Consider the following 22319-nt stretch of genomic DNA (forward strand, 5'->3'; position numbering starts at 1 on the left):
AAACATCTGGTTCAGATAAGGCGGTACTGTTCGAGGAAGAGACGCTGACGGTGCGGCAGCGGCAGATCATGCGGCTGTTTTCCAAAGGCGTCAGCCCGGCGGATATTTCAGTGCGGCTGAATATCAGCGTTAAAACCGTGAGTGCGCACCGGGGGGCGGTCATGAAGAAATTCGGCTTTAACCGCAAGATCGAACTCTACAACTGGCTTATTTTGCGCCGTAACGAACTGTGAAAGGGAATGCGGGTGATCTTGTTTTTTTTGGCTGTTTTATTGTTTTTTCTGAGCCTGTTCTCGTTCTTTATGCACTATAAAGCCATGAGTAAAAACCGATTGAATACCCACATAAGTAAAAGACGCGCAAAAAAACGTGGGCTGCATTTGCTGCAAAATCGGGCGCCGAGCGCTCAGCGCCCGTAAGGCGTCGGGCTTTACCCCATCGCGAACGACAGGGGGAATGGCCTCCACTGCGGGTTCGATCAACCGCAAACCGTCAGACTGTTGGGGTTAAGCATCAAGATGATTCACGGCCATTAACTTGGTCACGGAGCTGTTAATGTCAAACCGGTATTATGAATTCATTGATTGGCTGCTGCCCACGAAGGGAGAGTATTCTTAACATTTATGAGGGATATTATACTTTTCTGTTTTTGTTATTATTCATGCCTGTGTAATTCCCATGTCTGTACATCTTATTAATTATCAGTGGCGTGAATGCTGATTTTGAAATCATAGATTCTTATGCTGCCTTATGTGAAATAAAGCCATAGGACTACCAATGGTTGCTTATCGAATAGCAGGAGCTCATCGTTGCCATTTGGCTCCTGGTTGGCTGTGGTCTATGAGTTCTTAAATAATTATTGATTGCGCGAATGTTGTGTTGGGCGTGATGTCAGGATGTACCCAAGGAAGGTAAGATGAGTCTTTTTTATCTGGCGATACTTCTGTTTTTTCTGAGTCTGTATGCGTTTTTCAAACATGAACGGCGCATGAGGAAAAGACGGCTGGCGGGAGGTAAGAGAGGACATTAGCCGCAGCAGGGAATCGGTATAGGTTGTGTTGTACTGGGAAATAAATACAAACTCGGTAATTCAATAAAAAGGAAGGGCATGATGAGAAGAAAAATAGCATTACTGGGCTGCGCACTGCTGATGTGTTCGCCGCTGGCTCAGGCAGGCCTGGTGATTGAAGGTGGTATTAATGGCAATACCGGCAGCGGCGGCAACATGTCCGTTGACGTGAGCATTAACGGCAGCACCAGCGGCAACAACGGTACCGGCGTCAACATCGGCGGTGCGCAAAAACCGGCGTCTACTGCCAGCCAGCTGCAAAAAGATATCTATGCATCAATTTGCGCCAGCCCGTTTATGAAGAAATACGCCTCGATTTGCCAGTGAGGCATAAGTCTAAACTCGCCGTACTGGCGGGTTTTGTATTAATAATATCTGGGTAACGCAAGAGGGGCTGAAAGGCGCCGCCTTTTCACTCTTCTTTCGCATAGAGATACACCGAAGCGCGGGAAACGCCGAGGTGCTGCGCCACGATTTCCATCGCCTTTTTCACCTCGAGCAGACCTTGCTCCCTCAGTTCTTGAATCAACCGCTTTCTGTCCGGCGTTTTCAGCGCGCGCGGCGTGGTAGCGTGGCGTGCGGCGAAGCGATCGATACGGTTGCGGATGGCCTCCGCGCCGCTGGGCTCAAGGTGTTCCGTCACCGCGCCGGCCGCCGTTTGCGTGAACTGCGCCAGCGCGCTTTGCATGCCGCGGAACAGTGTCATATCAACGTTCAAACAGAGTGCGGCGACGTAGTCGCCCTGCGCATTCTTGATGCCGATCGAGGTGCTTTTTGCCGGGCGACCATCGGCGAACTGGTTGCCGTAGTTGGCGATCACGCTGGGAAACTCCGCCGAAGCGATGCGAGCCAGGCCAAGTTCCGTCGCCGCTTGGCCGACTTCTCGTCCGGACAGGTTGTTGTGGATCGCCAAAATGGCGTGTTCGGGATTTTGCAGATCGTGAACCACCACTTCGCAAAACGGCGCGAAGGTGGCACTCAGCCCCTCGGCAATCACGTTTAACTGGGATAACAGCAAATTTTCCGGCACTTCAGGCATAGGGCACTCCGATCACTCTCTTGGCGGCGTTGGCTCATTTCGAGCCAGATGAAGAACATACCACAAGTGCAGCGCACGGCGGTTTTCATCTGGCGCCTGGCGACACTAAAAATGATCCTGCTCCCAATTCTGCACTTCCCGATTGGCATTTGACTGTCGCGCAGGTATATAACATCATTGTTGGACTTATTTTCTAATTTTAGATTATTTGTTTTGAGTATGACAATGTTCGTGCGTTAAAAGCCGTATCGCACACACCGGGGTTTTTCAGCGCTAGCTTCAACGGCCCGCAAGGGCATGGAGAACAATAATGTCTGCAACTTCAGTCGTCGGTTCTGCACGAAAACCTTTTTACTCCACGCTGACCTTTCAGTTGGTGGTAGGGCTGGCGGCCGGTGGCGCGCTGGGAGTGCTGTGGCCGCAAATTGGCGCTCAGCTCAATCCGCTGGCGGCGGCCTTCGTCAAGCTGATCAAAATGGTGGCCGGCCTGATTGTGTTTCTCACCGTGGTGGCTGGTTTTGCGCAGGTTAAACGCGGTGCCGGCGTTGGTCGCCTGGGCATGATCTCGGTCTGTTATTTCGAAGCGGTCAGCACGTTGGCACTGCTGATTGGCCTGGTGATAGGCAATCTGTTTGAGCCGGGCAAGGGGCTGGCCTTGCATGCTGATGCCGCCACGGTGCTTAAACCGGCGGAGCCCCTGCAAGGCGTGGATTTCGTGATGAGCATCATCCCGAAAACGGTGGTTGATGCGTTGGCCAGCGGCATCATGCTGCAAATCTTGTTGGTGGCTCTGCTGTTTGGCTATGCGCTGTACGCAATGGGCGATAAAGGCAAGCCGGTGGTTGATTTGGTGAATCTGCTTACCGAAGCCACCTTCAAAGTGGTCAATATCATCCTCAAACTGGCGCCCGTTGGCGTATTTGGCGCGGCGGCGTTCATGCTGGGCAAATACGGCATTGGCGCGCTGATGCCGGTGATGAAATTGGTGGGGCTGGTCTATCTGGGGTGTCTGTTCCTCATTGTGGTGGTGTTTTCCGTGGTGGCCTGGTTGACCCGTTTTAGCCTGTTCGGTTTTTTAAAACTCATCAGGGAAGAGCTGATCATCGCCTTTACCACCACCTCATCGGAAGCCGCCTTGCCGGGCCTGATGAAAAAACTTGAAGTGGCCGGCTGCAGTAAAGCCACCGTCGGTTTTGTCGTGCCGACCGGTTACTCCTTGAATCTGGACGGCTCTTCAATCTACATGACGTTAGCGGCGCTGTTTATCGCTCAGGCCGCCGGTTTGGAGCTGAGCCTGGCGCAACAGGCCGGTCTATTGATGGTGTTTCTGCTGACCTCGAAAGGCGTAGCCGGCGTGACGGGCGGCGCTTTCGTCACGCTGTCCGCTTCGCTGTTGATGTTTCCAGAGATACCGATGGAGGGGCTGGCGCTGATTCTTGGCGTGGATCGCTTGATGGATACCATGCGTACGTTGACTAACGTGGCCGGCAACGGCGTGGCGACCATGGCGATTTCTTACTGGCAGAAAGAGCGTGTGGGTTTTCAGGCGAGGCTGCCTGAAGCGGCCGTGCGCAAACCCGTCTGAATGCCGCCCTGCGCGGTTGCCGCAGGGCTTTTCGAACCTGTGCAAGGATTAAATATGAAGCATGATGTGGTTTACAACGGCTCCGGCAGCTTTCCTCCCGCCGGTCATTACTCACCCAGTTGCACGGCCAATGGGACGGTCTATATCTCTGGCCAATTGCCGATCGCCTTTTCCGGTGAGAGTCTTGCCGGCGAATCTTTCGCGCGGCAAGTCCGCCAGGTGCTCGACAATCTGGATGCCTGCCTGGCAGGGGCCGGCGTCGGCCGCGCGCAGCTGGTTCAGGTGCGCGTCTATCTGACGGATATCGATTTGTGGCCGACCTTCAATGCGCTGTATGCCGAATGGATCGGCGAGTTTCGCCCCGCGCGCGCGGTGGCCGGCGTATCGCAGCTGCATTATGGCGCCGCCGTGGAAGTGGAAGCTGTCGCGTTGTCCGCCCTTTAACCCTTACTGACAGGTAACGCTATGACCGATTTGATTTTACCCGTTTATGACGACGTGGCCGCCGCCGCCGCACGCATCAAGGATTATGCTCACCGCACGCCGGTGCAGACTTCACGCACGGTTGACGACGATTTCGGCGCCAGCGTATTTTTCAAATGCGAGAACCTGCAGCGGATGGGCGCCTTTAAATTTCGCGGTGCGATGAATGCCTTGCTGCAGTTTTCTCCGGCGCAGCGCAAGGCCGGGGTAGTGGCCTTTTCTTCCGGTAATCATGCGCAGGCGATCGCGCTGGCCGCCAGGCTGCTCGACATTCCCGCCACGATCGTCATGCCGCACGACGCGCCGGCGGCCAAAGTGGCTGCGACGCGTGGCTATGGCGGCAAAGTGGTGGAGTACAACCGTTATCATGAGGATCGCGAGCAGATCGGCCGGGATCTGGCGCAGCAACAGGGATTAACGCTGATCCCGCCTTACGATCATCCGCAGGTGATCGCCGGGCAGGGTACCGCGGCTAAAGAGCTGTTCGACGAGGTCGGCGAACTGGACGCGCTGTTCGTTTGCCTGGGCGGCGGCGGGTTGCTGGCCGGCTCTGCACTCGCCGCGCGTCGGCTGTCGCCGGGTTGCCGAGTCTATGGCGTAGAGCCTTTGGCGGGCAATGACGGGCAGCAATCATTCCGTACCGGCCGCATCGTTCACATTGAGACGCCGCAGACCCTCGCCGATGGCGCACAGACGCAGCATCTGGGCCAACATACTTTCCCGATTATCCGCCGGGACGTTGACGACATTCTGACGGTGACCGACGATGAGCTGATTACCGCCATGCGCTTTTTCGCCGAACGGATGAAAATGGTGGTGGAGCCAACCGGCTGCCTGGGGTTCGCCGCCGCCTGCGCGCAGAAATCGATGCTGCGGGGAAAACGTGTCGGTGTGATCATCAGCGGCGGCAACGTCGACATTCGCCGCTACGGCGAGTTGCTGGCAGGTCAATAGAAACAGGCGGATGACGAGAGAGAACCATGGTGACAGACAAGACGGTATTTGAGCAGGTCGTGGCGCTGCTGAGCGCCGGAGAGGCCGCATTCCGGGTGATAGAACATCCGGCGGAGGGGCGCTGCGAAGCGGTAGCGGCATTGCGCGGCACCGAACAGGGGCAGGGCGCCAAGGCACTGGTGTGCCAAACGCGCATCGACGGAGCCAAGCATTACATTTTGGCAGTGCTGGCGGCGGACCGTCAGGCGGATCTGCAGCGGTTGGCGGCCGAGTTGGGCGGTAAAAAGGCGTCGTTGGTCAGCCCGGCGGAAATCACGACCCTGACGGCCTGCGTGCCGGGGGCGATCCCGCCGTTCAGCTTCCACCCGCAGCTCAGACTGGTCGCCGATCCGCAGCTGTTTGAGCGTTACGATGACATTGCGTTTAACGCCGGCGATCTGCAACGCTCCGTAGTGCTCAATGCGCAGGATTATCTGCGTATTGCGGCGCCTGAGTTTATTCATTTCGCGCGTACGGAGACGATGGCGGAGTGAGAAAAAGAGCGTCTGTTCAGACGAGTTGAACAACAACGCTGAACTGCCGTTTACCGCCGGTTCAGCGTTTTTATGCTATATCCTTTGTTCGGAACCGCTGGCTGAACGAGAGACTGAGTTTGATCACCAATCCCCTATCCCGCAAAGAATACGCAGTATGGATGTCGTTAACGATAGGGTTCAGCTTTGCGTGGTTAAATCTTTTAGAGCTCTATAACAACGACGCATTATTCTTTCAGAAATTGACGATTTCCGTCATCAATAACGTTTCGTTCGCCGATGTCATCGCCTCTTACCTGAGGCTGATTCTGTATCTTCCTTTCGGCGTGTTGGCGATCGTGCTGACGCTGCTGTTTTGCGCCCAGCGGTTATGCGATACCCGGTTCTTCGTGCTCGCCTGGCCGGTTTCTCTGGCGATCTTCCTGGCCTTTTGGTTCATCAACGTCGCTTTCCCCGGGCATCTCAATCTGGTATTAGCCGCCAAATCTTGCGTACTGGCGCTGATTGGGCTGATCCCGCCAAGCCAACGAAAGTCCGAATAATCGAACGCAGTTCGATGGAGAGTCCGTATCCCAGAAAGCGAAAAACCCGCCATAGGCGGGTTCTTCTGAATAGGGCGACCGGACTCGGACAACCGGCGCTGGCGCCGTGTTGAACAGCGCTTTAGCGCTGGCCCGCAGGGTGAGGCCTTTGGCCGAATAATCGAACGCAGTTCGATGGAGAGTCCTGTCTCTGAAAAGCAAAAACCCAGCCATAGGCTGGGTTCTCTAAATATGGTGCCCGGACTCGGACAACCGGCGCTGGCGCCGTGTTGAACAGCGCTTTAGCGCTGGCCCGCAGGGTGAGGCCTTTGGCCGAATAATCGAACGCAGTTCGATGGAGAGTCCTGTCTCTGAAAAGCAAAAACCCAGCCATAGGCTGGGTTCTCTAAATATGGTGCCCGGACTCGGACAACCGGCGCTGGCGCCGTGTTGAACAGCGCTTTAGCGCTGGCCCGCAGGGTGAGGCCTTTGGCCGAATAATCGAACGCAGTTCGATGGAGAGTCCTGTCTCTGAAAAGCAAAAACCCAGCCATAGGCTGGGTTCTCTAAATATGGTGCCCGGACTCGGAATCGAACCAAGGACACGGGGATTTTCAATCCCCTGCTCTACCGACTGAGCTATCCGGGCAACGGGCAGCATTAAACCGTATTGGCATAAAGCCGTCAACGGCTTTATGCGTGAAAGACGCTAAAATGCGTCCGGTTGCTGGCTTTTCAGGCAAAGGGCGCAAAAAATGCGCCTGTCAGAGAGAGCGCCTTGGGTTGGCTGCGCCGCCGACCCTGCAGATTCAGCTCAGCGCCCCGTTACGGCGGCATTGCGCCACCTGCAAGATGTCTTCCGCCAGCCGTTTGGCGACCGATACGTCCTGGAGCTGGCGTTTTACCAGCAGTTTGCTCAGGCAACCTTCCTGAATCAGCTCCATTTGCTGCGCCACCATATCGGCGTCGTCGGCGTCCATGTCGCGCAGCAGTTCGCGGGTCAGCTCCAGCGAAGTCAGCTTTTGCTGCTCCGCCAGTTGGTGGATCGGGTGATCCGTTTCCGGGAAGAAGCTGCAGGCGGCGATAAACAGGCAACCGGGGTAGCGGTCTTGCTGCACGTATTCCGCCAGCACGTCATAGCGCGCCAGCAGCTTTTGCTGCGGGCTCAGATTTTCGTCCAGCAGAAGCTGGCGGCGCCAGGTGTCGATCTGTTGGCCGTGGTAGCGCAGGCAGTCGTACAGCAGCGCTTCGCGATCCGGCCAGAACCGTTTGAGATCGCCGGGTTGAACGTCGAGTTTTTCCGCCAGCATCTCTAATGTGGCGGTCGCCAGGCCCTGTTGTTCCAACAGGCCCAGCGCGGTATCAAGGACGTGTTCACGTTGCACTTGTGCTTCCTCCTCTTCGGTTCAGAACCTCAGTGTTATTTATCGCATCACTTTCTGCAAATGCGCGTTGAAGGCTTCCGCCTTCATAAAGCCGGTGACCCGCTCGGCCGTCAGCTCGCGGCCTGCCGGATCGAAGAACAGGATCGTCGGCAGCCCCAACACCTGCAGATGCTTCAGCAGCGCAGCCTGTTCTGCGCTGTTGGCGGTCACGTCCGCTTGCAGCAGCACCGCGTTGGCCAGGCTCGCCTGTACCGCCGCATCGCTGAAGGTGTATTTCTCGAACTCTTTACAGGCCACGCACCAGTCGGCGTACAGATCGAGCATCACCGGCTTGCCCCGCGCCTGTTGCAGCGCCAGATCGAGCTGTTCGACGTTGTTGATACGGGTAAAGGCCAGGTGCGGCTGAGCGGCCTGCTGCGCCTGGTCGGCGCCGAAAGCCCAATCTTGCAGCGGCCGTGCGGCGATCACCGCCGCCGCCAGCAGCAGCAGTTGCAAGGCGCGAGCCCAGCCGCGCGCGCTTCTCAGGCTCAGGGCGAAGGCCCAACCGAAGAATGCCAGGCCGAGCAGGCTCCACAAACGCATGCCCCACAGATCGCCGATCACTCGCTCCAGCAGGAACACCGGCAGCGCCAGAATGACGAAGCCGAAGGCCTCCTTCACGTACTGCATCCACGGGCCGCTGCGCGGCAGCAGGCGGTTGCCGAACAGGGTGACGATCACCAGCGGAATGCCCATCCCCAGCGCGTACAGGTACAGCGTGCCGCCGCCGGCCCACAGATTGCCGCTCTGGGCGATATACAGCAGGATGGCGCTGAGCGGCGCGGTGGTGCAGGGCGAGCAAATCAGCCCGGCCAGGGCGCCCATCAGGAATACGCCGGTCAGCGAGCCGCCGCGCTGGGTGTTGCTCCAGTTAGCCAGCCGGGTTTGCAGTGCGGAAGGCAGCTGCAGGGAATAGAGGCCGAACATCGACAGCGCCAGGGCGATGAACAGCACCGACAGGCCGATCAAGACATAAGGATGTTGCAGCGCCGCCTGGAACTGCAGCCCGGCGGCGGCCACCACCAACCCGAGCAGGGTGTAGGTGAGCGCCATGCCCTGTACGTAAACTACCGCCAGCGCCAGAATGCGGCCGCTGCTTTGCGGCCGGTCGCGGCCGAGAATGATGCCGGAGATCAGCGGGTACATCGGCAGCACGCACGGGGTGAAGGCGATACCGATGCCGATCAGCAATGCCCACAGCGGCGAAAACGGCAGGCTGGCCGGTGCGGCGGGCGCTTCAGCCGGTGCAGAGGCCGAAAGCGGTGCGGCTGCTGCGGCGCTGACCGCGTCCAACGGGATCACCCGGGTTTCCGGCGGATAGCAGAAGCCGGCCTCGGCGCAGCCCTGATAGGTGACGCTGAGGCTGGCGTTGGCCGCCGCCTGTTGCAGCGGCACCTGCAGATTAAGCTGCTGCTTGAAGATGGCGACTTCGCCGAAGAACTCGTCCTTGTGGCTCAAACCTTCCGGCAGGGTAAAGGCGCCGAGCGTCGCCTGTTGCGGCACCAGTTTGATCTGCTGACGATACAGGTAATAGCCGGGGCGGATCTGCCAGTTCAGCGTCACCTGGCTGCCTTGCTGTTTGAAATCGAAAGCAAAAGCTCGATCGACGGGCACGAACTGGCTGCCGCCCGTCGGTGCGAACAGCGAGGCCTGCGCCGCCTGCGGCAGGAAGAACAGGCTGCACAGCAGCAAAATCAGTTTAATGAAGCGTTGATCCATGACAGGTAGTCTTTATCTCCGGCCATCACCGGCAATACCAGCAGCTCGGGCGTCTGGTAGGGGTGATGTTGTTTCAGGGTGTCGAGCAGGGCCTGCTGACGGCGGCGATCGCTTTTGAACAGCATCTGCACCTCGTATTCCTGTTCCAGCTTCCCTTCCCAGTAATACAGCGAGGTGGCGCCGGGCAGCAGCGTGGCGCAGGCCGCCAGCTTATCGCCCAAGACCCGCGCCGCCAGTTCCTGGGCGCTGGCTTCATCGGGTGCGGTACAGAGTATGACGACAGCTTCGCAATCAGACATCTTCAGCCCTCTCTTCGGTTCGAATGGGCACTATACCCTGAAGGCGGATTGGCTAGAAGGCGAGTTTATCTCCAGAAGGAAAACCGGGGCCGCAGCCCCGGTCGAAGCGTTACAGCATGATGCTGCCGAGCAGGAAGCCGAATACCACCGCGAAAATCACGCCCATGGTGCCGGGAATGAAGAACGGATGGTTGAACACGAAGCGGCCGATGCGCGTGGTGCCGGTATCGTCCATCTGCACCGCGGCGACCAGCGTCGGGTAGGTCGGCAGGATGAACAGGCCGGATACGGCGGCGAAGGAGGCGACGGCGGTCAGCGGCGACACGTTCAGCGCCAGCGCCATCGGCATCAGCGCCTTGGCGGTGGCGGCCTGCGAGTACAGCAGCGCCGAGCAGAAGAAGAAGATCACCGCCAGCAGCCACGGGTGCGCCTGAATGACGCTGCCTGCCGTCTCTTTGATCCAGTCGATGTTGGCCTGCACGAAGGTGTCGCCCAGCCAGGCGACGCCGAGGATACAGATACAGGCGCTCATGCCGGCCTTGAAGGTGCTGGAGTTCAGCACCATGTCGGTGTCGACGCGGCACAGCAGGGTGGTCAGCGTGGCGACGCTCAGCATGATGATCAGGATGGCGTTGGTGGTGTTCATCAGCGGCTTGGCCACCAGGCCCAGGCCCGGGCTGTTGATGATGGCGTAGGCTACCACGCACAGTACGCCCAGCAGGAACAGCAGCACCGAGGCTTTGGCGCGCGGTTTGATCTCCAGCGCGTTGTTGCCGCGCAGGGTGATCAGGCCTTCTTCCAGGCGTTTCAGATAGACCGGATCGTTAGACAGCTTGGAGTCGAACAGCCAGGTCACCAGCAGCGACATCACCAGCACGGCGCAGAAGGTGGACGGGATCACCACCATCAGCAGGTGCAGGTAGCTGACGCCGTGGCCTTCCATCACCGAAGACATGTACACCACCGCGGCGGAGATCGGCGAGGCGGTGATGGCGATCTGGGCGGACACCACGGCGGTCGACAGCGGCCGGCAAGGCTTGATGCCCTGTTCTTTCGCCACTTCGGCGATCACCGGCAGCGCCGAGAGCGAGATGTTGCCGGTGCCGGCGAAGATGGTCAGGAAGTAGGTGACGATAGGGGCGAGAATGGTGATGTGCTTGGGGTTCTTGCGCAGCAGCTTTTCGGTCTGCTGTACCAGATAGTCCATCCCCCCGGCGACCTGCATGGCGGAGATCGCCGCGATCACCGCCATGATGATGGAAATCACGTCGAAGGGAATGCTGCCCGGCTTAACGCCGATCAGCGCCAGGACCAGAACGCCCAATCCCCCCGCGAACCCGATACCGATACCGCCCAACCTGGCCCCTAAAAAGATGGCCAGCAGAACGATAACCAATTCCAAGGCTAGCATAGTGTTTACTCCTTAAAATGAGATTTCCCGTCATCCTTGAAACTGCATCGGTGTTGGCTGCGATCACTGACCCCAGTCACTTACTTGAGTAAGCTCCTGGGGACTTGCGCTCTCGCCGCCTTGATGCAGTCCCAATGATTTAGGGTGTAAATTGAAAATAAAACGTTAAAATTTTGTGGGCGCCGGAAAGTAAAAAGGCACGCTATCCAGAGGATTTAGCGTGCCTTTCAGGGCTACCGGGTAGGTCTGTTATTGTTCATTTTCATCCGTATAGCGTTTGGCTTTATAGGCCGGGTGCATCAGGTTCTCCACGGAGAAGATGTCATCCAGCTCGGCTTCGGTCAGCAGGCCGCGTTCCAGCACCACTTCACGCACGCTCTTGCCGGTTTCGGCGCAGATCTTCCCGACGATGTCACCGTTATGGTGGCCAATGAACGGGTTCAGATAGGTGACGATACCGATCGAGTTGAAGACGTAGTGTTCGCAGACTTCTTTATTCGCGGTGATGCCGTTAATGCATTTTTCCAGCAGGTTGTAGCACGCGTTGGTCAGGATGTGGATCGACTCGAACATCGCCTGGCCGATCACCGGCTCCATCACGTTCAACTGCAGCTGGCCCGCTTCGGCCGCCATGGTAACGCAAGTGTCGTTGCCAATCACCTTGAAACACACCTGATTGACCACTTCCGGCACCACCGGGTTCACTTTGGCCGGCATGATGGACGACCCCGCCTGCAGCTCCGGCAGGTTGATTTCGTTCAGGCCGGCGCGCGGGCCGGAGGAGAGCAGGCGCAGGTCGTTACAGATTTTGGACAGTTTCACCGCCAGGCGTTTGAGCGCGCTGTGCACCATCACGTAGGCGCCGCAGTCGGAGGTGGCTTCGATCAGGTCTTCCGCCGGCACGACCGGCAGGCCGCTGACTTCCGCCAGTTTTTGCACCGCCAGCGGCTGATAGCCTTCCGGGGTGTTGAGCGCGGTGCCGATGGCGGTGGCGCCCAGGTTCACTTCCAGCAGCAGCTCCGCGGTGCGGTGCAGGTTGCGGGTTTCTTCGTTCAGCAGCACGCTGAAGGCGTGGAATTCCTGGCCGAGAGTCATCGGCACCGCGTCCTGCAGCTGGGTGCGGCCCATCTTCAGGATGGTTTCGAACTCTTTCGCCTTGCGATCGAAGCCTTCGCGCAGTTGGTTGATGGCGTCGATCAGCTTCTGGTTGGAGGCGTACACCGCGATGCGGAACCCGGTCGGGTAGGCGTCGTTGGTGGATTGGCATTTATTGAGGTGATCGTTCGGGTTCAGATATTGGTATTCGCCTTTTTGGTGGCCCATCAGCTCGAGGCCGATGTTCGCCAGCACTTCGTTGGTGTTCATGTTCAGCGAGGTGCCTGCGCCGCCCTGGAACACGTCCACCGGGAACTGATCCATGCATTTGCCTTTATCCAGCACCTCGTCGCAGGCCTGGATGATCACGTCGGCGATTTTGCGCGGGATGGTTTTAAGTTCTTTGTTGGCCATCGCCGCGGCCTTTTTCACCATCACCATGCCGCGAACGAACTCGGGGACATCGCTGATTTTGCTGTTGCTGATGTAGAAGTTTTCAATCGCACGCAGAGTATGAACTCCGTAGTAAGCGTCTGCGGGGACTTCACGTGTTCCTAACAGGTCTTCTTCGATACGAATGTTGTTTGACATGAGAACCTTCTCTATCTCTATGTGTTGCTGCCGAATTAATAATTTGTCAGGTCAAGGCTAAAGGGCACAGCCTAAATTAATATTGCCGAAGGCTTGGGGCGTGAAACGATTAACCAAATCGCCCGTTGCTGCCCAGATCATATGCTGGTTGGTAAGAAATGACTGAATCCAGATCACCTTATGGTGTTTAAGGATATGCCCTTTTCCGGTTCTGTGACTTCTTTCACGTTTGTGAACTTTAGCAATAAAAACCGGCTCTCGGTTGAAATGAAAGGGTGATGTCCCCATTGTAGTGGTGTCGGCCGTTTACGGCCTCTTTTTTCGCGCCGTCGCCCCGTGGCGGCCGCGCTTTACCTACCGATAGGAGAACCAGGTGCGCTGGTTACCGCTACTGCTGATATTTCTGCTGGCTTACATAGAAATATCGATCTTTATCAAAGTCGCCGCCGTGCTCGGCGTCGCTGTCACCCTGCTGCTGGTGGTGTTCAGTTCCTGCGTCGGCATTTCGTTGGTGCGCAATCAGGGTATGAAAACCTTCGTGCAGATGCAGCAAAAACTGGCGGCCGGCGAAAGCCCGGCGGCGGAAATGGTGAAAAGCGTTTCGCTGGTGTTGGCGGGCTTCCTGCTGCTGATTCCGGGCTTCTTCACCGACTTCCTCGGCCTGCTGCTGCTGCTGCCGCCGGTGCAAAAATCGTTGACGCTGAAGCTGATGCCGCATCTGTCGGTGTATCGCCCCGGCGGTTGGACGGGCGGCGACGCCGCCAACGGCAACACCTTCGACGGCGAATTCCAGCGCAAGGACGACGAACGCCCGGTGCTGGAACACCGCCCGGACGAGGAGCGCAAGCCTCACGATCGTTAACAAAACGCGGCCCAGGCCGCGTTTTTCATCTCTGTAGCCTCCGTTCGGCCAAAAATGCGAAATTTTTTTCGTTAGCCCCCTTGAAGGGGGCTGGAACGCCCCCATCTCAAATGCCACGAGGCCGGTAATAACAACCATCCGGTGTACAACCCTAAATCTGATAGAGACCTTCTTACAGGAGAGCGTTCAATGAGTATTCGTCCATTGCATGACCGCGTTATCGTCAAGCGCAAAGAAGTTGAATCAAAATCTGCTGGCGGCATCGTCCTGACTGGCTCTGCGGCGGGTAAATCCACTCGCGGTGAAGTGGTTGCAGTGGGTAAAGGGCGTGTGCTGGAAAGCGGCAACATCCAACCGCTGGATGTGAAAGTTGGCGATATCGTGATTTTCAACGACGGCTACGGCGTGAAAGCAGAGAAGATCGACAATGAAGAAGTGTTGATCATGTCCGAAAGCGACATTCTGGCAATTGTTGAAGCGTAATTGCGCTTTATCTTCTGAACTGAACGAGTTGAAGGGAAATACCAATGGCAGCTAAAGACGTAAAATTCGGCAATGACGCTCGCGTGAAAATGCTCCGCGGCGTGAATGTTCTCGCTGATGCAGTAAAAGTGACCCTGGGCCCGAAAGGCCGCAACGTAGTGCTGGATAAATCTTTCGGCGCACCAACCATCACCAAAGATGGCGTTTCCGTTGCGCGTGAAATCGAACTGGAAGACAAGTTCGAGAACATGGGCGCTCAGATGGTGAAAGAAGTGGCCTCCAAAGCGAACGACGCGGCGGGCGACGGCACCACCACTGCAACCGTACTGGCTCAATCCATCATCACCGAAGGTCTGAAAGCGGTTGCTGCAGGCATGAACCCGATGGATCTGAAGCGCGGCATCGACAAAGCGGTTGTCGCTGCGGTTGAAGAACTGAAAAAACTGTCCGTACCTTGCTCCGATTCCAAAGCTATCGCTCAGGTAGGCACCATCTCCGCCAACTCCGACGAAACCGTGGGTAAACTGATCGCGGAAGCGATGGAGAAAGTGGGCAAAGAAGGCGTTATCACCGTTGAAGAAGGCACCGGCCTGCAAGACGAGCTGGACGTGGTTGAAGGTATGCAGTTCGACCGCGGTTACCTGTCCCCATACTTCATCAACAAGCCGGAAACCGGTTCTGTTGAGCTGGAAAGCCCGTTCATCCTGCTGGCTGACAAGAAGATCTCCAACATCCGCGAAATGCTGCCGGTGCTGGAAGCCGTTGCCAAAGCAGGCAAACCGCTGCTGATCATCGCTGAAGACGTAGAAGGCGAAGCGCTGGCGACCCTGGTGGTCAACACCATGCGCGGCATCGTGAAAGTCGCCGCCGTTAAGGCGCCTGGCTTCGGCGACCGTCGTAAAGCCATGCTGCAGGACATCGCTACCCTGACTGCCGGTACCGTTATCTCTGAAGAGATCGGTCTGGAGCTGGAAAAAGCCACCCTGGAAGATCTGGGCCAGGCGAAGCGCGTTGTCATCAACAAAGACACCACCATCATCATCGATGGCGTGGGCGACGAAGCGACCATCCAGGGCCGCGTTGCTCAGATCCGTCAGCAGATCGAAGAAGCGACCTCTGACTACGATCGTGAAAAACTGCAGGAGCGCGTAGCGAAACTGGCCGGCGGCGTTGCCGTTATCAAGGTTGGCGCAGCCACTGAAGTTGAAATGAAAGAGAAGAAAGCCCGCGTTGAAGACGCCCTGCACGCGACCCGCGCCGCAGTGGAAGAAGGCGTGGTTGCAGGCGGCGGCGTAGCGCTGATCCGCGTTGCAGGCAAAATCGCCGCGCTGAAAGGCGACAACGAAGACCAGAACGTGGGTATCAAAGTTGCGCTGCGCGCAATGGAAGCCCCTCTGCGTCAGATCGTGGTCAACGCCGGTGAAGAAGCTTCCGTTATCGCCAACCAGGTGAAAGCGGGCGAAGGCAGCTACGGCTACAACGCTTACTCTGAAGAATACGGCGACATGATCGCGATGGGCATCCTGGATCCAACCAAAGTCACCCGTTCTGCTCTGCAGTACGCGGCGTCCGTGGCTGGCCTGATGATCACCACCGAATGCATGGTCACCGACCTGCCGAAGGCTGACGCACCGGATCTGGGCGCAGCAGGCGGTATGGGTGGCATGGGCGGCATGGGCGGCATGATGTAATCATCCCCCACACGCTTGTGTGCTGAGAACCCCGGTCAAGTGACCGGGGTTTTTTTTATCTTAAAAATCAATAAAAAGAATGTTTGTTTAGCGTGTTATTAGTTCACTGAATGAATTATTGCATTATTTTGTTTTTACCCTAAACCGTTGTCGTTTCGTACCGATATAGCCCCTACCGGGCGGGGAATTTTCCCCCGCCGGGGTGACTGTCAACGGAGACGACTTATGCTGAAAAATATGAAAATAGCCACCTGGCTGATGTTAATGCTGTTGCTGCTGGGCTTGATGCCCATGGGAACCGGCGCCATCGCCTTCTATTTCATGCAGCAAAACGGCAACAGCATCGGCAGGATGAGCACTTTCTCCGACGAGGAAGCGGCGCTGAACCGCAGTTGGCGCGCTTTGCTGCAAACGCAGACGCTGATCGACAACATGGCGTTCGAGCGTATGGTGCAGACCAGCAGAGCCGATATTCAGCAGGGCATTGATGAGGCGCGCGGCGAGCTGCGCGGCGCCGATGTCGCTTTCAACCTGTTCTGGGATACGCCGGGCCTGACGGTATCGCGCCCGGAGCTGGGCGAGGCGATGAAAAAGGTCTACCTGGCGCAGCAGGCGGTGCTGAAGCAAGAGTTGACGCTGCTGGCCGACACGCCGCAGGTGGCATTGATCGAGCGGCTGCACGCCATGGCGGCCGAGAAGCGTCAGGTGCGCCAACGGTTGGACAGCCAGTTTGCCGACTATATGCGGGCGACGGTCGCCGCCCACCGTCTGGCGGTGGAGGAGGCGGAACAGACTCAGAAAGTGTTCGCCCGCCTGCTGAGCGGTACCCTGGCGGCGATCCTGCTGCTGCTGGTCGCCGTACAGCGCGACTTCCGTCGGCGTCTGATCCTGCCGCTACGCCAGATTGCCGAACACTTGCAAAAGGTTGGGCGCGGCGATCTGCGCAGCAAGATCGTGGCGCGCAGCAACGATGAGATTGGCATGTTGTTCGCCAGCCTGCAGGCGATGCAGCAGGAGCTGAGCGCCACCGTGCAGCAGGTGCGTGACGGCGTGGAGTCGATCAACCACGGCACGCATGAGATCGCCGTCGGCAACGCCGATCTCTCCAGCCGCACCGAAGAGCAGGCCAGCGCGCTGACGGAAACCGCTGCCAGCATGGAACAGATCACCGCCACGGTGCGGCAAAACGCCGATAACGCCAACCAGGCCGCCGGGATGGTCAGCCAAACCGCCGACATCGCCCGCAACGGCGAAACGATGATGGCCAGCGCGGTCGACAAAATGCGGGCGATCAACGACAGCGCGCGTCAGGTGGGGGACATCACCAGCGTGATCGACGGCATCGCCTTCCAGACCAATATCCTGGCGTTGAACGCCGCCGTGGAGGCCGCGCGCGCCGGTGAGCAGGGGCGGGGTTTTGCGGTGGTGGCCGGCGAGGTGCGCAACCTGGCGCAGCGCTGCGCGACTTCGGCCAAGGAGATCAGCGGCCTGGTAGACGGCGTGACCGGCGATATCGCCGCCGGCGTGCGGCTGGTGGAACAGGCGGGCGAAACGATGAATGCCATCGCCGGTTCGGTGAATCAGGTGATGTCGCTGATGGATAACATCTCGTACGCGTCGCAAGAGCAAAGCAAGGGCGTTGAGCAGGTCGGGGTGGCGGTGACCCAGATGGATCAGGTGACCCAGCAGAACGCCGCGCTGGTGGAGGAGGTGGCGACCACCGCCGTCGGCGTGGAGGAGCAGGCGGCGCTGCTGGCGCAGGCGGTGGCGGTATTCCAACTGGCGGAGGAGGAACCGCGTCAGGGCGAAGTGGAGGCTCAGGCATCAGCGGCCGCTGCCGGTTGGGCATAACGCCGCCGCACTGTATTTGATGATATTTTTGCCGCCCGGGGCGATTTAGCTGGTAGACTGGTTAGTTATCAGCTGTCGCTCAAGACGTTGGCCCGCTAGCGTGGCAACGGATGCTTAAGAGATGGCATCGCTTTCTGATATACCCTATGAGTTTCAAGTTGTAGCTAGGCGGCCAGCTCGTGAGTCCCCAGGCGCTTACTTGAGTAAGTAACTGGGGTGAGCGAGTGCAGTCAACAACGCTACAGCTTGAAAGGCGACGGGGATAAGATTTTGCGTAATTCTCAACATCGAATGGGGAACAAGATGCGGATTAAAGCCTTACTGGGTCTTTCGGCAGCGATGCTGCTGGCGGGTTGCAGCACCACTCATGAACTGACCGCTGCGGGTCAGCAGATCAAGTTCACCGACAGCAAGCCGGCGGCGGAATGCCAGCTGCTGGGTGAAGTGACCGGCACCCAGAGCAACTGGCTGTCCGGCAACGGCGGTGAAGGCAGCTCCATGCGCGGTGCGGCCAACGATCTGCGCAACAAGGCTGCGGAGATGGGCGGCAACGTCATTTACGGCGCCAACAGCCCAAGCCAGAATCTGCTCTCCAGCTTCGCGCCGTTGGACAGCAAAATGGTCGGCCAGGTTTACAAGTGCCCGTAAGGCGCTGAGGCCAATCGCCGCAGAGAGATAAAAAAAGAGGAATGCCACGGCATTCCTCTTTTCGTTGGGGCGTTTGACGCGCCTCACTCCTGCATCAGACGCAGGTCGATCGGCGTTTTGCTTGGTTCGCCGCCCACCTCACGCGTCAGGCGCGGCACCAGATAACCGGACACCTTGCTCAGCAGCGCCTGCATGATGGCGCGCGCTTCATCGTCGCTGACCATGAAGTGCGCCGCGCCCTGCACTTTGTCCAGCACGTGGATGTAATAGGGCAGGATGCCGGCGTCGAACAGCGCGTTGCTGAGCGCCGCCAGCGTATCGGCGTCATCGTTGACATCGCGCAGCAGCACGCTTTGATTGAGCAGCGTGACACCGGCGAGGCGCAGCTGGGCCATGGCGCTCTGCAGCTCGCGGTCAATTTCGTTGGCGTGGTTGATGTGCGTGACCATCAGCACCTGCAGGCGCGAGGCCGACAGCAGGCGGCACAGCGCCGGCGTAATGCGCGCCGGGATCACCACCGGCAAACGGGTGTGAATGCGCAGGCGTTTCAGGTGCGGGATGGTCTCCAGTTCGCCGACCAGCCACTCCAGCTCGCTGTCTTTGGCCATCAGCGGATCGCCGCCGGAAAAAATGATCTCGTCCAGTTCCGGGTGTTGGCGGATATAATCCAGCGCCTGCCGCCAGTTGTTCTTATTGCCCTGGTTGTCCTGATAGGGGAAGTGGCGGCGGAAGCAGTAACGGCAGTTGACCGCACAGCCGCCCTTGACCAGCAGCAACGCGCGATTGCGGTATTTGTGCAGCAGGCCCGGCACCACGCTGCGCTGCTCATCCAGCGGATCGGTGGTGAACCCTGGGGCGTTGATGAACTCCTCTCTGGCGGTCAGCACCTGGCGCAGCAGCGGGTCGTTGGCGTCCCCGGGGCGCATGCGCGCAGCGAAGGCGCGCGGCACGCGCAGGGCAAACAGCCGACGGGCATCGCGCCCCTGCGGCAGTTCCGGGTGCGTATTCAGTGACAAAAGCTGCAGTAATTCATCAGGATCGGTAATAACATCGGCGAGTTGATGCAACCAATCTTCTCTATGTGCCGTACTTTGGGTTATAATGTGTGCCATTTTTTTGGCTAAGCTACCAGTTCAAATATTCAGAGGGCCATCATGGCGACTTATTCTAGCAACGATTTCCGTCCGGGTCTTAAAATCATGTTCGAGGGCGAACCTTACGCCGTCGAAGCCAGTGAGTTCGTTAAGCCGGGCAAAGGCCAGGCGTTCGCGCGCGTGAAAATGCGCCGTCTGCTGACCGGCACCCGCGTGGAAAAAACCTTCAAGTCTACCGATTCTTGCGAAGGCGCGGACGTGATGGACACCAACATGAACTACCTGTACAGCGACGGTGAGTTCTACCACTTCATGCACCCTGAGTCTTTCGAACAGCATCAGGTTGACGGCAAAACCGTCGGCGACGCGGCCAAATGGCTGCAGGATAACGCAGAGTGCATCATCACCCTGTGGGATGGCCGTCCAATCGCCGTTCAGCCGCCGAACTTCATCGAAGCGGAAATCACCGAGACCGATCCTGGCCTGAAAGGCGATACCGCAGGGACTGGCGGCAAGCCGGCTACCCTGAGCACCGGCGCCGTGGTTAAAGTGCCGTTGTTCGTCCAGATCGGCGAAGTGATCAAAGTTGACACTCGCTCTGGCGAATACGTCTCTCGCGTTAAGTAAGTTTCAAAACAGAGGAACCCCAGCGGTTCCTCTGCTTTATCCCTTCCCCGTTCGTTGGCAGAAAATCCGCATGTTCAAGAAAACGCTGTTGGCCGTGCTCTCCCTGTTGTTCCTTTTCTCCCTTAGCGGTTGCAATACGTTTCGCGGTTTCGGCGAAGACGTTCAGCATCTCGGCGGTGCCATCTCCCGCACGGCCAGCTGAACCCGCCTTTAAATCGATGTATTTTCGCTACAAAGCCGGTTGCGATCCCACGCCTTCCGTCAATTTTTACTACGCTTAGAAAGCCGTACTTTTTCATCAACGACAAATAAGGACTTTCTTATGCTGAAGAAAAGTATTATCGCGATCTTCTCTTTGATGATTTTGGCCTCGCTGACCGCCTGCAATACCACCCGCGGCGTGGGTGAAGACATTCAGGCCGGCGGCAAGGCCATTCAGCGCAGCGCGGAATAATCCGTCCTCATCCGGCGGCGCTTCGCCAGCGGAGGCCGCCGCACTACTTGTCCTTGCCTATCTGTTTGCGCTGTTGCTATGCTGCCGCGGTGCGGGCGAGGTTGCCCGCCGTTCATCACCTGGCTGAACGGGACGACCCGTTTACGCGTCATTTCATCGGGGACGACCCCAGTGGTAGGGAGGCCGTCTCATGGCCTGGATTATTCTGCTTGTCGCCGGTTTGCTCGAAGTGGTTTGGGCTATCGGTCTGAAATATACCCACGGTTTTACCCGATTGACGCCGAGCATCATCACCATCGCCGCGATGGTGGTCAGCATGTTGCTGTTGGCCAACGCCATGAAAACGCTGCCCGCCGGCACCGCTTATGCGGTGTGGACCGGCATCGGCGCGGTGGGCGCGGCGATCATGGGCATGGTGCTGTTGGGCGAGTCGACCAATATCGCGCGCATCATCAGTCTGTGCCTGATTGTGGTCGGCATCCTCGGGCTGAAGTTCAGCAGTCACTGATCGGCGGACTGTTGCACCCAGATCAGCGCATCGGTGGCGAAACCGTAGCCCTTGGCCGTCTGTAATAAGCTGTCGCGTGCGTTGGCGTCAAGCGTCGGGGTGCGCGACAGGATCCACAGATAGTCGCGGTTAGGGCCGCAAACCAGCGCGTAGCGGTAGTCCGGGTCCAGGGCAATCACGTTATAGCCGCCGTAGAAGGGGCCGAAGAACGACACTTTCAGCGCCGCGACCTGCGGTGAACCGATAAAGTAGGCTTTGCCTTCGCTTTCTTGCCATTGCTGTTTCTGCGGATTGAAGCCGCGATTGATGACTTTCAGCCCGCCGTCGGCGCGTGGGCTGTAGTGGGCGGTCACCTGCTGCAAACCGCGTTCAAAACGATGATCCAGACGCGCGATTTCGTACCAGGTGCCGAGATAGCGCTGGCTGTCGAAATTGTTCACGACCTTGATGTCTTTGGGCGGGGAGACGCTGCAAGCGACGGAGAGCAGGGCGGAAAGCATGACGTTAAGCTTTGACCATAAACGCATCGGTGGCTCCTGTTTACCGGGGGCGAGTAGACAGTGTAGCCGATGAGAAAAGGGCGGCCAACGGGCGTTGGCCACCCGAGCGGTTTACAGCGTGACGACGCCGATGACGGTGACCACGCTGAGGATCGCCGCCAGACCGTAGAACACCCACTTGCCGGCCGGCACGTGGATCTTCAGATCGTGCATCGCATGGTGGATGCGGTGCAGGCCGCACCACAGTGGCAGAATGATCATCAGCAGCAGGAACAGGCGGCCGATCAGGCTCTGGCAGAACGCCAGCACGCGCTCGTAACCCAGCGCCTCACCGGGGAACAGCCCCAGCGGCAGCAGAATGCCGACCAGCAGCACGATGGCCGGCGCGACGATCGCGCCCCACATGCCGCCGGCGCCGAACAATCCCCAGAAAACCGGCTCGTCGGAGCGTTTAGGTGCTTGATTTATCATGTTTCCTCCGGATTAGATCAGGGCCACGGCCAGGATGACCACGCTGACGACGATGGTGACGGCCCACAGCCCTTTCACGATGGGGCCCGGCCCCATTTTCTCGCTGTTGACCACGATATTGGCGGCCTTCGGCGCCAGATCGAACCAGGTTTTGGTATGCAGCGCCGCCGCCAGCAGGGCGACGACGTTGATCAACAGCACCAGCGGATTCTGCAAGAAACCGACGAAACCGGCCCAGCTCTCGGCGCCGCCCTTCAGCGCAAACACGCCGTACAGCAGCACGATGCTGAACCACACCGCCAACACCGAGGTGCCTTCGCGCAGCATATAGAAACGGTAGAAGCCGAGCTTTTGCCACCAGGTGGGCGTCATGGTGCGCACATAGGGCTTACGTTGAGTTGTCATGG

26 protein-coding genes and 1 tRNA gene are annotated in these 22319 nt (G+C 58.2%); 16 read left to right on the forward strand and 11 right to left on the reverse strand.

The features are described from left to right. Together AC6BYQ_RS26505 and AC6BYQ_RS26510 are read left to right on the forward strand one after the other, a co-directional pair. Positions 1–233 (forward strand): response regulator transcription factor (locus tag AC6BYQ_RS26505; protein WP_498057805.1); only part of this gene is annotated, 233 nt, incomplete at its 5' end. 875 nt (positions 234–1108) lie between these two features. Beyond that, entirely contained in the window at positions 1109–1396 is a 288-nt protein-coding gene (locus AC6BYQ_RS26510) for a hypothetical protein (RefSeq protein WP_498057806.1), read from the forward strand. A gap of 85 nt (positions 1397–1481) precedes the next feature. Here AC6BYQ_RS26510 and AC6BYQ_RS26515 read toward each other — a convergent pair whose 3' ends face one another. Further along, the gene (locus tag AC6BYQ_RS26515; protein ID WP_019453414.1) at positions 1482–2108 is read right to left on the reverse strand and encodes a helix-turn-helix transcriptional regulator; all 627 of its coding nucleotides are present in this window, start codon (positions 2106–2108) and stop codon (positions 1482–1484) included. A gap of 310 nt (positions 2109–2418) precedes the next feature. Here AC6BYQ_RS26515 and AC6BYQ_RS26520 point away from each other — a divergent pair, with 310 nt between their 5' ends. The 5 genes from AC6BYQ_RS26520 to AC6BYQ_RS26540 all read left to right on the forward strand — a co-directional run bounded on the left by AC6BYQ_RS26520 (position 2419) and on the right by AC6BYQ_RS26540 (position 6205). After that, positions 2419–3693: a cation:dicarboxylate symporter family transporter gene (locus AC6BYQ_RS26520; RefSeq protein WP_498057807.1), complete on the forward strand. Its 1275-nt coding sequence runs from the start codon at positions 2419–2421 to the stop codon at positions 3691–3693. Between the two features lie 54 nt (positions 3694–3747). After that, positions 3748–4137 (forward strand): RidA family protein, encoded by a 390-nt coding sequence (locus AC6BYQ_RS26525; protein ID WP_498057808.1) that lies wholly within the window; start codon positions 3748–3750, stop codon positions 4135–4137. A 21-nt stretch (positions 4138–4158) separates the two neighbouring features. Next, positions 4159–5130 carry a threo-3-hydroxy-L-aspartate ammonia-lyase gene (locus tag AC6BYQ_RS26530; RefSeq protein WP_154747855.1) on the forward strand — a complete coding sequence of 324 codons (972 nt, stop codon included), beginning with the start codon at positions 4159–4161 and terminating at the stop codon, positions 5128–5130. Between the two features lie 26 nt (positions 5131–5156). Next, a complete protein-coding gene (locus AC6BYQ_RS26535) occupies positions 5157–5663 on the forward strand; it encodes a YbaK/prolyl-tRNA synthetase associated domain-containing protein (RefSeq protein ID WP_498057809.1) in 507 nt (168 codons plus the stop codon). Positions 5664–5782: 119 nt separating this feature from the next. After that, entirely contained in the window at positions 5783–6205 is a 423-nt protein-coding gene (locus AC6BYQ_RS26540) for a hypothetical protein (protein ID WP_432525696.1), read from the forward strand. A 552-nt stretch (positions 6206–6757) separates the two neighbouring features. Here AC6BYQ_RS26540 and AC6BYQ_RS26545 read toward each other — a convergent pair. From AC6BYQ_RS26545 to aspA, 6 genes are all read right to left on the reverse strand, one after another. Further along, positions 6758–6833: transfer RNA gene (locus AC6BYQ_RS26545), tRNA-Phe, on the reverse strand. Positions 6834–6993: 160 nt separating this feature from the next. Next, the gene (gene dicD / locus AC6BYQ_RS26550) at positions 6994–7569 is read right to left on the reverse strand and encodes a division control transcriptional repressor DicD (RefSeq protein WP_015376374.1); all 576 of its coding nucleotides are present in this window, start codon (positions 7567–7569) and stop codon (positions 6994–6996) included. A gap of 39 nt (positions 7570–7608) precedes the next feature. Further along, complete coding sequence (locus AC6BYQ_RS26555) at positions 7609–9327, reverse strand: protein-disulfide reductase DsbD (protein WP_019453409.1); 1719 nt, start codon at positions 9325–9327, stop codon at positions 7609–7611. Next, positions 9303–9626: a divalent cation tolerance protein CutA gene (gene cutA / locus AC6BYQ_RS26560; RefSeq protein WP_015376376.1), complete on the reverse strand. Its 324-nt coding sequence runs from the start codon at positions 9624–9626 to the stop codon at positions 9303–9305. The genes AC6BYQ_RS26555 and cutA overlap by 25 nt, the downstream gene beginning before the upstream one ends. Positions 9627–9735: 109 nt before the next feature. After that, positions 9736–11037: an anaerobic C4-dicarboxylate transporter gene (locus AC6BYQ_RS26565; protein WP_033654882.1), complete on the reverse strand. Its 1302-nt coding sequence runs from the start codon at positions 11035–11037 to the stop codon at positions 9736–9738. A 249-nt stretch (positions 11038–11286) separates the two neighbouring features. Next, positions 11287–12723, reverse strand: coding sequence for an aspartate ammonia-lyase (aspA, locus tag AC6BYQ_RS26570; RefSeq protein ID WP_004929659.1), 1437 nt, complete (start codon positions 12721–12723; stop codon positions 11287–11289). A 373-nt stretch (positions 12724–13096) separates the two neighbouring features. Between aspA and AC6BYQ_RS26575 the strand changes: the two genes are divergently transcribed. The 5 genes from AC6BYQ_RS26575 (at position 13097) to AC6BYQ_RS26595 (ending at position 18258) form a co-directional block, all read left to right on the forward strand. Next, positions 13097–13585 carry an FxsA family protein gene (locus tag AC6BYQ_RS26575; protein ID WP_019453406.1) on the forward strand — a complete coding sequence of 163 codons (489 nt, stop codon included), beginning with the start codon at positions 13097–13099 and terminating at the stop codon, positions 13583–13585. A 189-nt stretch (positions 13586–13774) separates the two neighbouring features. Beyond that, complete coding sequence (locus tag AC6BYQ_RS26580; RefSeq protein ID WP_004952634.1) at positions 13775–14068, forward strand: co-chaperone GroES; 294 nt, start codon at positions 13775–13777, stop codon at positions 14066–14068. Positions 14069–14112: 44 nt separating this feature from the next. Continuing rightward, positions 14113–15759 carry a chaperonin GroEL gene (gene groL, locus AC6BYQ_RS26585; protein WP_004929662.1) on the forward strand — a complete coding sequence of 549 codons (1647 nt, stop codon included), beginning with the start codon at positions 14113–14115 and terminating at the stop codon, positions 15757–15759. A gap of 225 nt (positions 15760–15984) precedes the next feature. Next, the gene (locus AC6BYQ_RS26590; RefSeq protein ID WP_498057810.1) at positions 15985–17610 is read left to right on the forward strand and encodes a methyl-accepting chemotaxis protein; all 1626 of its coding nucleotides are present in this window, start codon (positions 15985–15987) and stop codon (positions 17608–17610) included. Positions 17611–17913: 303 nt separating this feature from the next. Beyond that, positions 17914–18258, forward strand: coding sequence for a DUF4156 domain-containing protein (locus AC6BYQ_RS26595; RefSeq protein ID WP_025159576.1), 345 nt, complete (start codon positions 17914–17916; stop codon positions 18256–18258). An 83-nt stretch (positions 18259–18341) separates the two neighbouring features. On the opposite strand, the gene epmB is transcribed toward AC6BYQ_RS26595, so the two are convergent. Then, a complete protein-coding gene (epmB, locus tag AC6BYQ_RS26600; protein WP_025159577.1) occupies positions 18342–19370 on the reverse strand; it encodes an EF-P beta-lysylation protein EpmB in 1029 nt (342 codons plus the stop codon). Positions 19371–19412: 42 nt separating this feature from the next. On the opposite strand from epmB, the gene efp reads away from it, so the two are divergent. The 4 genes from efp to sugE all read left to right on the forward strand — a co-directional run bounded on the left by efp (position 19413) and on the right by sugE (position 20941). Next, entirely contained in the window at positions 19413–19979 is a 567-nt protein-coding gene (gene efp, locus AC6BYQ_RS26605; protein WP_019453401.1) for an elongation factor P, read from the forward strand. Between the two features lie 70 nt (positions 19980–20049). Next, positions 20050–20181, forward strand: a complete 132-nt coding sequence (locus AC6BYQ_RS26610) for an entericidin A/B family lipoprotein (protein WP_019453400.1) — start codon at positions 20050–20052, stop codon at positions 20179–20181. A 120-nt stretch (positions 20182–20301) separates the two neighbouring features. After that, positions 20302–20433: an entericidin A/B family lipoprotein gene (locus tag AC6BYQ_RS26615; RefSeq protein ID WP_019453399.1), complete on the forward strand. Its 132-nt coding sequence runs from the start codon at positions 20302–20304 to the stop codon at positions 20431–20433. 190 nt (positions 20434–20623) lie between these two features. Then, on the forward strand, positions 20624–20941 hold the full coding sequence (gene sugE / locus AC6BYQ_RS26620; protein WP_019453398.1) for a quaternary ammonium compound efflux SMR transporter SugE: 318 nt from the start codon (positions 20624–20626) through the stop codon (positions 20939–20941). Here sugE and blc read toward each other — a convergent pair. From blc to frdC, 3 genes are all read right to left on the reverse strand, one after another. Continuing rightward, positions 20935–21468 carry an outer membrane lipoprotein Blc gene (gene blc / locus AC6BYQ_RS26625; RefSeq protein WP_498057811.1) on the reverse strand — a complete coding sequence of 178 codons (534 nt, stop codon included), beginning with the start codon at positions 21466–21468 and terminating at the stop codon, positions 20935–20937. The two genes, sugE and blc, sit on opposite strands and share 7 nt — an antisense overlap. A gap of 84 nt (positions 21469–21552) precedes the next feature. Then, complete coding sequence (gene frdD, locus AC6BYQ_RS26630; protein ID WP_004929672.1) at positions 21553–21912, reverse strand: fumarate reductase subunit FrdD; 360 nt, start codon at positions 21910–21912, stop codon at positions 21553–21555. A 12-nt stretch (positions 21913–21924) separates the two neighbouring features. After that, entirely contained in the window at positions 21925–22317 is a 393-nt protein-coding gene (frdC, locus tag AC6BYQ_RS26635; protein WP_004929673.1) for a fumarate reductase subunit FrdC, read from the reverse strand. Positions 22318–22319: the final 2 nt, after the last annotated feature.

This window comes from Serratia sp. LTN-2 (assembly GCF_059740205.1).

Excerpts from the sequence above, each read along its gene's own strand:
- AC6BYQ_RS26510 (WP_498057806.1), top strand. The coding sequence starts at position 1,109 with ATGATGAGAAGAAAAATAGCATTACTGGGCTGCGCACTGCTGATGTGT.
- AC6BYQ_RS26515 (WP_019453414.1), bottom strand. The coding sequence starts at position 2,108 with ATGCCTGAAGTGCCGGAAAATTTGCTGTTATCCCAGTTAAACGTGATT.
- AC6BYQ_RS26520 (WP_498057807.1), top strand. The coding sequence starts at position 2,419 with ATGTCTGCAACTTCAGTCGTCGGTTCTGCACGAAAACCTTTTTACTCC.
- AC6BYQ_RS26525 (WP_498057808.1), top strand. The coding sequence starts at position 3,748 with ATGAAGCATGATGTGGTTTACAACGGCTCCGGCAGCTTTCCTCCCGCC.
- AC6BYQ_RS26530 (WP_154747855.1), top strand. The coding sequence starts at position 4,159 with ATGACCGATTTGATTTTACCCGTTTATGACGACGTGGCCGCCGCCGCC.
- AC6BYQ_RS26535 (WP_498057809.1), top strand. The coding sequence starts at position 5,157 with ATGGTGACAGACAAGACGGTATTTGAGCAGGTCGTGGCGCTGCTGAGC.
- AC6BYQ_RS26555 (WP_019453409.1), bottom strand. The coding sequence starts at position 9,327 with ATGGATCAACGCTTCATTAAACTGATTTTGCTGCTGTGCAGCCTGTTC.
- cutA (WP_015376376.1), bottom strand. The coding sequence starts at position 9,626 with ATGTCTGATTGCGAAGCTGTCGTCATACTCTGTACCGCACCCGATGAA.
- AC6BYQ_RS26565 (WP_033654882.1), bottom strand. The coding sequence starts at position 11,037 with ATGCTAGCCTTGGAATTGGTTATCGTTCTGCTGGCCATCTTTTTAGGG.
- aspA (WP_004929659.1), bottom strand. The coding sequence starts at position 12,723 with ATGTCAAACAACATTCGTATCGAAGAAGACCTGTTAGGAACACGTGAA.
- AC6BYQ_RS26580 (WP_004952634.1), top strand. The coding sequence starts at position 13,775 with ATGAGTATTCGTCCATTGCATGACCGCGTTATCGTCAAGCGCAAAGAA.
- groL (WP_004929662.1), top strand. The coding sequence starts at position 14,113 with ATGGCAGCTAAAGACGTAAAATTCGGCAATGACGCTCGCGTGAAAATG.
- AC6BYQ_RS26590 (WP_498057810.1), top strand. The coding sequence starts at position 15,985 with ATGCTGAAAAATATGAAAATAGCCACCTGGCTGATGTTAATGCTGTTG.
- AC6BYQ_RS26595 (WP_025159576.1), top strand. The coding sequence starts at position 17,914 with ATGCGGATTAAAGCCTTACTGGGTCTTTCGGCAGCGATGCTGCTGGCG.
- epmB (WP_025159577.1), bottom strand. The coding sequence starts at position 19,370 with ATGGCACACATTATAACCCAAAGTACGGCACATAGAGAAGATTGGTTG.
- efp (WP_019453401.1), top strand. The coding sequence starts at position 19,413 with ATGGCGACTTATTCTAGCAACGATTTCCGTCCGGGTCTTAAAATCATG.
- AC6BYQ_RS26610 (WP_019453400.1), top strand. The coding sequence starts at position 20,050 with ATGTTCAAGAAAACGCTGTTGGCCGTGCTCTCCCTGTTGTTCCTTTTC.
- AC6BYQ_RS26615 (WP_019453399.1), top strand. The coding sequence starts at position 20,302 with ATGCTGAAGAAAAGTATTATCGCGATCTTCTCTTTGATGATTTTGGCC.
- sugE (WP_019453398.1), top strand. The coding sequence starts at position 20,624 with ATGGCCTGGATTATTCTGCTTGTCGCCGGTTTGCTCGAAGTGGTTTGG.
- blc (WP_498057811.1), bottom strand. The coding sequence starts at position 21,468 with ATGCGTTTATGGTCAAAGCTTAACGTCATGCTTTCCGCCCTGCTCTCC.
- frdD (WP_004929672.1), bottom strand. The coding sequence starts at position 21,912 with ATGATAAATCAAGCACCTAAACGCTCCGACGAGCCGGTTTTCTGGGGA.
- frdC (WP_004929673.1), bottom strand. The coding sequence starts at position 22,317 with ATGACAACTCAACGTAAGCCCTATGTGCGCACCATGACGCCCACCTGG.